The 5891-nt window shown below is 46.4% G+C and carries 6 protein-coding genes; all 6 read left to right on the plus strand.

Annotated elements, in window-relative coordinates; all coding sequences use genetic code 11:
* Positions 1-250 precede the first annotated feature (250 nt).
* The 6 genes from AC5162_RS06345 to AC5162_RS06370 all read left to right on the plus strand — a co-directional run bounded on the left by AC5162_RS06345 (position 251) and on the right by AC5162_RS06370 (position 5787).
* A complete protein-coding gene (locus AC5162_RS06345) occupies positions 251-565 on the plus strand; it encodes a SemiSWEET family transporter (RefSeq protein ID WP_496534417.1) in 315 nt (104 codons plus the stop codon).
* A 131-nt stretch (positions 566-696) separates the two neighbouring features.
* Positions 697-2730 (plus strand): ATP-dependent DNA helicase RecG, encoded by a 2034-nt coding sequence (recG, locus tag AC5162_RS06350; RefSeq protein ID WP_496534413.1) that lies wholly within the window; start codon positions 697-699, stop codon positions 2728-2730.
* A gap of 37 nt (positions 2731-2767) precedes the next feature.
* Positions 2768-3799, plus strand: coding sequence for a phosphate acyltransferase PlsX (gene plsX, locus AC5162_RS06355; protein ID WP_496534418.1), 1032 nt, complete (start codon positions 2768-2770; stop codon positions 3797-3799).
* Between the two features lie 36 nt (positions 3800-3835).
* Positions 3836-4084 (plus strand): acyl carrier protein, encoded by a 249-nt coding sequence (locus tag AC5162_RS06360; RefSeq protein ID WP_496534414.1) that lies wholly within the window; start codon positions 3836-3838, stop codon positions 4082-4084.
* Positions 4085-4148: 64 nt separating this feature from the next.
* Entirely contained in the window at positions 4149-4640 is a 492-nt protein-coding gene (locus AC5162_RS06365; RefSeq protein WP_496534415.1) for a SprT family protein, read from the plus strand.
* A gap of 136 nt (positions 4641-4776) precedes the next feature.
* Positions 4777-5787 carry a substrate-binding domain-containing protein gene (locus tag AC5162_RS06370; protein WP_496534416.1) on the plus strand — a complete coding sequence of 337 codons (1011 nt, stop codon included), beginning with the start codon at positions 4777-4779 and terminating at the stop codon, positions 5785-5787.
* Positions 5788-5891 lie beyond the last annotated feature (104 nt).

Below are 5891 nucleotides of genomic sequence, written 5' to 3' on the forward strand. Positions count from 1 at the left end.
CCTGTAGTTTAGTTTCTATAGAAATTTTAGTCATAAAAATACCCCGAAAGTACTTTAACTTTCGGGGTATACGTCATTATGAGTAACTAGGACTTTTTATTTTAAATAAGGACTTGTAACCTTTTAACCAACGCTTCTCCAAAATTGACCGTTGTAAACCTTTGTGAAAATTGTACTAAACTTTTATATGTGTTATACTTTAAACAATTATTCAAGCGAATAATAGATAGGAGATACAAAAATCATGGGAATGCGTGTTGATAATTATGTTTCGCCGGAAGAAAAGAAGGAAGTTGCCGAGCGCCGGGTGAAGATGCTTAAGATCTTCTCAAAGGTTGCAACTGTCACTTGTATTTTGATGTATGTGTCATACATCCCACAAATTGCTTCAAACTTTAGTGGAAACCCTGTTAACCCATTGCAACCAGCCGTTGCGATGATTAACGCAACCCTTTGGACTGGATATGGTTGGTTGAAGACCTATAAGGATATTCCAATCATCGTATCAAACATCCCTGGAATCATCTTTGGATTGGTTACTTTGGTAACTGTTTACATTCACTAAAATTAACTTTTAAAAGCGCTTAAGCAGGCGCTTTTTTGTGTCGTTTTTTACGAAAAAAGTCGGTGAAATTCGTTTCTTTTAGCAAATGAAAATGGTAGAATATTTTTGATTAAAAAAGGGGATAGACTGCCATGTCACTTGCATTGCAAGACCCGGTTTCAGAGTTATCTGGTGTCGGTGAAAAACGTCAGGCCGCTTTACGCGACTTGGGGATTTTTACAATTGAAGACTTGCTGACGTATTACCCTTTCCGCTATGAAGACTTAGGCGAAAAAAAGCCATCGCAAACCCTTGATGGGGATAAGGTGACCTTTAAAGGGGTGGTATCCACACCGGCAGTGGTCCGGCGCTTTGGCAAACGGTCTCAGACAGTGATGGGACTCTTGGTTGACCGGGAAAACGTCCGTGTGACTTTTTTCAACCAACCTTGGATTGCTAAAAATATCGAGGTTGGCCAAGAAATTGCGGTTTATGGAACGTACAACGCTGCGAAAGCTTCTTTGACGGCAATCAAATTGGTGCCAGCGTCAAAGGATGCCCTGGACCCAATCTACCCAGCTTCCAAAGCCGTCAAAGCTAAGACGCTGGCCGACTTAATTGAGCAGGCCTGGGGGCAAATGCGGGGGCAGCTGCCTAACTTGGTTCCCGATGACTTGCGGGCTAAGTACCGGTTATTGGATAAGAACCAGCAAGTTGAATGGTCACACTTCCCAACCGACCAGGCAGAAGCCAAGGCCGGCCGAAGGTCGGCTGCATTTGAAGAATTCTTTATCTTTCAAATGCGCTTGCAATTAGTCAAACAAGCTGACCAGTCCTTCGGGGGTGAGGCCCTGCAGTATGATGCTAAAGCCTTACAAGAATTTGAAAGTAAGTTGCCCTTTGACTTGACCAATGCTCAGCAAAAAGTTGTCCAGGAAATCCTGGCCGACCAGCACTCTGACCGACACATGAACCGGTTGTTGCAAGGTGATGTTGGTTCTGGAAAGACGGTTGTAGCGGCAATTGCTATGTATGCAGCGGTCACTGCTGGTTTGCAAGCTGCCTTAATGGCACCAACCGAGATTTTGGCCCAGCAGCATGCCAAGTCTTTGGCTAAGCTCTTTGACCAGGCTGGTATCGACCTCCGGGTTGAGCTTTTGACTTCTGGCTTGAAGGCAGCGGAACGGCGGCAGATTTTGGCTGACTTAGAGTCTGGTGAAATCGATATTGTTGTCGGAACCCATGCTCTGGTCCAAGATGACGTCTACTTCCACCACCTCGGTCTAGCTGTGATTGATGAGCAACACCGCTTTGGTGTCAAGCAACGGTCGAGGTTGCGTGAAGGTGGGGTCAACCCGGATATTTTGGCGATGACCGCCACGCCAATTCCTCGAACGCTGTCGATTACGGCCTACGGGGAGATGGAAGTTTCCGTGATTGACGAACTACCCGCTGGGCGAAAGCCAATCGAAACGAAGCAGTTATCCTCTCGGCAGTTTGACCAGGCAATTGCCCTGGTCAAAAAAGAGCTCGACCAAGGGGCCCAGGCTTATGTTGTTACGCCTTTAATTGAGGAATCCGAAAGCCTTGACGTCCGCAATGTTACGGAAGTCTACCAGACTTTGTCAGAGGCCTTGCCGGACTATACGGTGGGGCTCTTACATGGTCGCTTAGCCAAAGACGATAAGGATACTCTGATGGCCGGCTTTAAGGACAATCAGATTCAAGTTTTGGTTGCCACAACAGTGGTTGAAGTCGGAGTGGATGTGCCTAACGCCTCAATTATGTTAATATTAGATGCTGACCGTTTTGGCCTGGCTCAGCTCCACCAATTACGAGGTCGGGTTGGTCGTGGTGACCGCCAGTCTTATACCTTGTTGGTAGCTGATCCAAAAACTGAATACGGTAAAGAACGACTCCAGGCCTTAGTCGATACGACGGATGGCTTTGAGCTGGCCCAGCGAGACTTGGAGCTCCGTGGTGGTGGTGATATTTTAGGAACCAAGCAGTCGGGGATGCCCGAGTTTCAGGTTGGCGACCCCGTCAAAGACTTGACGATGCTAAGCATCGCCCAAGAAGAAGCCTTGAATTTGGTGCGCAAGCCTAACTGGGACCAAGCACCAGACGCCCAAGCCCTAGTTGAACACTTATCGTTAACGATGGCCCAATTTAGACACTTTGATTAAAAGATATTTTTTTGCAAATGAAGGAGATTTTGTTGTGATTAAGATTGCAATTGATGCCATGGGTGGTGATTATGCCCCTGACGAAATTGTTAAGGGAATTGAAGTTGCCCGTGACCGCTATCCAAAGTTGGAATTTTTGTTGTTTGGAACAAAAGATAAGGTTGAACCTTTGATTCAAAACCATGACCGGTTGACGGTTGTGCCAACCACTGAAGAAATTGAAATGGCCGAAGAACCAGTCAAAGCCATGAAGGAAAAGACGGACTCATCATTGGTCCGAGCTGCTAAGGCAGTTAAGGACGGTGAAGCCGACGCCTTTTTCTCAGCTGGAAACACTGGGGCAATCTTGTCTGCTGCCATCTTTATTGTGGGTCGGATTAAGGGAGTGGACCGGCCTGCCTTGGCCTCAGCGGTTCCTGCCTTTGGCGGACCAAATAACGAATTTGTCTTTATGGACCTTGGTGCTAACGCAGAAAATAAGCCGGCCCACCTTTACCAATATGGTATTTTGGGTGATTTCTATGCAAAGTCCGTCCTTGGCATTGATAACCCCCGTGTTCGTTTGTTGAACAATGGTGGTGAAGAAGACAAGGGAGATGAAACCCACAAGGCTGCTCACCAATTGATGAAGGGGACGGACGCCTTTAACTTTATGGGTAACGTTGAAGCTCGTGAAATTCTTGAAGGGACTGCTGATGTGGTCGTTGCCGATGGCTTTTCTGGTAACGCTGCCCTAAAGGCAATGGAAGGAACTGGGTTGACGGTTGTTGACCAGTTGAAACAATCCATCAAGGGGGCTGGCTTGCGCGGAATCATCGGGGCTTTGTTCTTGAAGCCGGCCTTGAAGGACTTGAAGCACAAGATGGACTTCGCCAACCAAGGTGGGGCCGTTGTTTTGGGCGTGAAAGCGCCCGTTGTTAAGACCCATGGTTCAGCAAAAGCCAAGGCCGTTGCCAACACCATGGGCCAAATTCAAACAATGGTTGAAGAGAACTTGGTCGAAAAGACAACTGCATTTATTAAAGAAAATGAAGCTTCTTTGAAGGTGAAGAAGGCTGCAAAAAAATAAACTAGACGGTCTAACCGCCTTGTAGGAGAGCAAGTAATGGCTTTTACAAAAGAACAAATCTATGACCGTTTGGCCGAAGAAGCAGAAAAGCGCTTTTCATTAAAGCCTGGGCAAATTAAGCCCAGCCTCGACTTTGAAAAAGAGATTGGTGCAGATTCAATCGATGTGGTTGAATTGGTCTTGGAAATTGAAGACGAGTATAACTTAGAAATTCCCGATGAAGAAGTTGACCAGTTGAATACCTTAGCAGCGGTGACGGACTACGTCTATGCTCACCAGGGCTAACCGTTTTTTTAAGGGGAACGGGAAAAGTCAGCTGCGACGAAAGACTAAGTTTGACTCAGTTGGAGTGAAAGAAATTCCTGGCTTACCACAAAAGAAATTACAAGCCCGGGTTGAACAAATTTCGCTAGCTGCCTTTGGCCGTCCTTTTTTGCACCAGGCGGTTTACAATTCCCGCCTGCAGACGACGGGTGGGCGGTACCACCTATCTGACCACCATATCGACTTTAACCCCAAGATGGCTCACCGGGCTGACTTTGATGGCATCATTAAGCATGAGCTGACCCACTACCACCTCCATTTAATGAAGATGGGCTACCAGCATAAGGATGCTGACTTTAAGCGAGTCTTGGCCCAGGTCGGTGGGTCACGGTATGCGCCAGATATTAAAGACCACTCTAAGCCATCCTTGTATTGGCACTACCAATGCCAAAAAGGTCATGACCTGTACCGGCAGCGCCGGGTTGATACCAAGCGGTACCGCTGTGGTCGCTGCCAGTCAAAGCTTGCTTTGATTGAGGGTAAAAAGGTGACATTGCCGGCTCGGGGTCGGCAGTAACAAATGCTGGTTTGTTGCCATTTAATCAATACTTTTGAAACGGTTTTGAAAGACTGGTGTAAGCGTTTGCACAACCGGTCTTTTTTTGCTATGATAACGATGAAATCAACTTTTTAAGAACTCGGAGAAGCACTTGGTGGAACAGAAGAAAAACGCAACAATTTATGATGTCGCTGAAGAAGTCGGCGTGTCACTTGCTACGGTTTCTCGGGTAGTAAACGGCAATACCAATGTCCGCGCTTCTACTAAGGAAAAGGTCTTGGCTGCGATTGATCGCTTGGGCTATCAGCCCAACGCCGTTGCCCGAGGTTTGGCTTCCAAGAAGACTACTACAATTGGGGTGGTCATGCCTGATGTCACCAATATTTTTTATTCAGAATTGACTCGAGGAGTCGATGATATCGCACGGATGTACCAATACGATGTCTTGCTGACTAATACCGACGATGACCAGGACCTGGCCGTTACTGCTATTAAAAGCTTATCGACAAAACAAGTTGATGGCATCGTTTATATGGGGACTAAGCTAACCCAACCGGTCTTAGATGAAATTGAAGAGTTAGGCGTCCCAGTCGTTTTAGCTGGTTCAGTTGATGAACATGGTCATTTACCATCTGTTAACATTGACTATGTTGATGCCTTTCGGACTGTGACCAATAAACTAATTGACCGTGGTCACCAAAAGATTGCGCTAGTCCTTGGTTCAAAGGACCGTCCTATTGACCGAGCCCACCGGTTGGTCGGGTACCAACAAGCTTTGGCTGACCATGACCTAACCTTTAATGATAAATTAGTTTTGACCCGGGCGCGAACCTACCAGGGAGGACAAGTTGAGGCTAAGGACTTAGTTGCCAACGGGGTAAGCGCCGTGCTTGCCTATGATGATGAAGTTGCCGTGTCAATCTTGAACTACTACCAAGATAACGGTTACCAGGTGCCAAAGGACTTGGAAATCATCACTTCAAATAATACGACCTATTGCTTGATGGCCCGGCCAGAACTATCAACGATTAACCAACCTAAGTACGATATTGGGGCGGTAGCGATGCGGATGCTAACGAAGTTGATGGATGGTCAAACTCTGGATGAAACCCAAGTTAAGCTGCCCCATACTTTGATTAGCCGTGGTTCAACTCGAAGTGAATAATTGATGAGTAATGAAAAAGCACTGTTCTAATGATATGAACCCCGAAATTTGGACAACCAAATTTCGAGGTTTTTATTATGTCCAAATTATCAAAAGAAGACAAA

The sequence above is a fragment of the Fructobacillus sp. ChS1-6f1-1-27 genome, from assembly GCF_059579415.1.